This is a genomic window from Microcoleus sp. T2B6 (assembly GCF_036700475.1).
In the GTDB taxonomy this organism is placed as follows: Bacteria; Cyanobacteriota; Cyanobacteriia; order Cyanobacteriales; family Microcoleaceae; genus Microcoleus.
The window spans coordinates 20,201-20,440 of sequence record NZ_JAUBOZ010000018.1; the positions used below are offsets into that span (position 1 = coordinate 20,201).

Here is a 240-nt window from a genome sequence, read left to right on the forward strand (position 1 = left end):
GTTGAGTGAACGCGAAAGTTCGATCGCATCTTTGCACCAGCAATTCGCTACCGAAAAGCAAAATCTCGAAAGCCAATTAGCCGAAACAGTAGCGAAGTCAAGTTACGAAAGTTTACAGCAACAGTTGAGTGAACGCGAAAGTTCGATCGCATCTTTGCACCAGCAAATCGCTGAAAAAGAACACCGGGAACACGACTTTGTGCAACAGCTAGCCGAAAAATCCAGTGCTCTGGAATCTTT

1 pseudogene is annotated in these 240 nt (G+C 45.4%); it reads left to right on the forward strand.

From position 1 onward, the window contains the following. A pseudogene (locus QUA00_RS10655) lies at positions 1 to 240 on the forward strand (CopG family transcriptional regulator); the annotation flags it as partial.